At 71.8% G+C, this 2,142-nt stretch carries 1 protein-coding gene and 1 pseudogene; both read left to right on the forward strand.

Annotated elements, in window-relative coordinates:
- Positions 1-362: 362 nt before the first annotated feature.
- Positions 363-1,643, forward strand: coding sequence for a family 2 encapsulin nanocompartment cargo protein terpene cyclase (locus ACWDCZ_RS40660; RefSeq protein ID WP_449818632.1), 1,281 nt, complete (start codon positions 363-365; stop codon positions 1,641-1,643).
- Between the two features lie 87 nt (positions 1,644-1,730).
- Positions 1,731-2,142, forward strand: a pseudogene (locus ACWDCZ_RS40665) (hypothetical protein); the annotation flags it as partial.

Below are 2,142 nucleotides of genomic sequence, written 5' to 3' on the forward strand. Positions count from 1 at the left end.
GTGATTTCCTCCGCCGAGCGTCGCCATCTGCTGCATCGCCCGCCCGCGCCGCCACTTGACGGTTCGTGACAGGAGTGCCCAGGTGCGGGGCGGGGTGATGCACGACGGGGGCGCGCCCAAACACCCGCATGGGGAACGTTCACCCTATCGGGTGATGAAGATCGTCTGGTGCGATGCGGAACGCGCCTTCGCGCCTACGGTGGTGAACCGAGCGAGACGGGGCCGGAGACCGGAGATCCCGTTCGAGGCGGGTGGGATGACGACCCGTCATATTGTGCGACCCCCTTCAGAGGAGGCTCCATGCCCCTGTGCGCCTGGCCGGACACACCATCCGGGCCCGTCACCGCCCCGGTGGTGGGCCCATGAGCTCCCCCGCGATCGAACGGATCCTGCGCGGGCCCAGCGGACTGGGCACCTCCGGGCTGCAGTTCAGGCCGCAGGCCCCGGCGGACGAGGTCTCGGCGCCCCAGGCTCCGACGCCCGAGGTCCCGGTCGAGGCGGTCCCGGCGCCCGAGGCGACCGCGACCGTGACCGAGACCGCGGCGGCGACGCCCGGGTTCCGGGTGCCGTCCGCCCACGTCCTGCCCGTCCCGACCGCCGCGACCCCGACCCCGGCCGCCGCCGGGTCGGCCGCCGAGGCGCCGAGCGGCGGCAAGCCCCGGAGCGGCGACCCGATCCCCGGCCTCTACCACCACCCGGTCGCCGAGCCCGACCCGGTGCGGGTGGAGGCGCTGAGCGCGAAGCTCAAGGCCTGGGCGATGGAGGAGATCGAGCTCTACCCGCCGGAGTGGGAGAAGGACTTCAACGGCTTCTCCACCGGGCGCTACATGGTGGCCTGCCACCCGGACGCGCCGAGCGTCGACCACCTGATGCTCGCGGCCCGCCTGATGGTGGCCGAGAACGCGGTGGACGACTGCTACTGCGAGGACCTCGGCGGTTCGCCGATCGGCCTGGGCAGCCGCCTGCTGCTCGCGCACACCGCGCTGGACCCGCTGCACACCACGTCGGAGTACCACCCCGGCTGGGAGGCCTCGCTGAGCTCGGACGCGCCCCGGCGCGCCTACCACTCGGCGATGGAGTACTTCACCCGGGCCGCCACGCCCTCCCAGTCGGACCGGTTCCGGCACGACATGGCGCGGCTGCACCTGGGGTACCTGGCCGAGGCCTCCTGGGACCAGGCGGACCACGTCCCGGAGGTGTGGGAGTACCTGGCCATGCGCCAGTTCAACAACTTCCGCCCCTGCCCGACGATCACGGACACCGTCGGCGGCTACGAGCTGCCCGCCGAGCTGCACGCGCTGCCCGCCATGCAGCGGGTGATCGCACTGGCCGGCAACGCCACCACCATCGTCAACGACCTGTACTCGTACATGAAGGAGCTGGCCAGCCCCGGACTGCACCTGAACCTGCCGGTGGTGATCTCCGAGCGTGAGGGCGTCTCCCGCAAGGAGGGCTACCTGAAGGCGGTCGAGGTCCACAACGAGCTGATGCTGGCCTTCGAGGCCGAGGCGGCCGCCCTTGCCGTGTCCTGCCCGGTGCCGACACTCGTACGGTTCCTGCGCGGTGTGTCCGCGTGGGTCGACGGCAACCACTACTGGCACCAGACCAACACCTACCGCTACACCCTGCCCGACTTCTGGTGACACCGGCCCCTCCGGGGGCACCACCTCCCGCCGGCAGCGGACTTCCCTTGATGACCGACCCCTTGACCATCCGCTAGGAGCTGACCCATGTCCGTGACCGACGACATCACCACCCCCGGCAACACCATCCCCGGCCCGGCGACTCCGTACCAGGGCGACATCGCGCGCTACTGGGACCACGAGGCCCGTCCGGTCAACCTCCGCCTGGGTGACGTCGACGGCCTCTACCACCACCACTACGGCATCGGCGCGATCGACCAGGCCGCGATCGGGGACCCGGCCGACGCCGAGCGCGAGAAGAAGGTGATCGCCGAGCTGCACCGGCTGGAGTCCGCCCAGGCCGACGTGCTGCTCGGCCACCTCGGCGACATCCGCGCCGACCACACCCTGGTCGACGCCGGCTGCGGCCGCGGCGGTTCGATGGTGATGGCCCACCAGCGCTTCGGCTGCCGAAGATGGTGGAGATCGCGGCCGCCGCCCCCGCCGTCCCCAACACCGC

The organism is Kitasatospora sp. NPDC001225 (assembly GCF_053597855.1).

Excerpts from the sequence above, each read along its gene's own strand:
- ACWDCZ_RS40660 (WP_449818632.1), top strand. The coding sequence starts at position 363 with ATGAGCTCCCCCGCGATCGAACGGATCCTGCGCGGGCCCAGCGGACTG.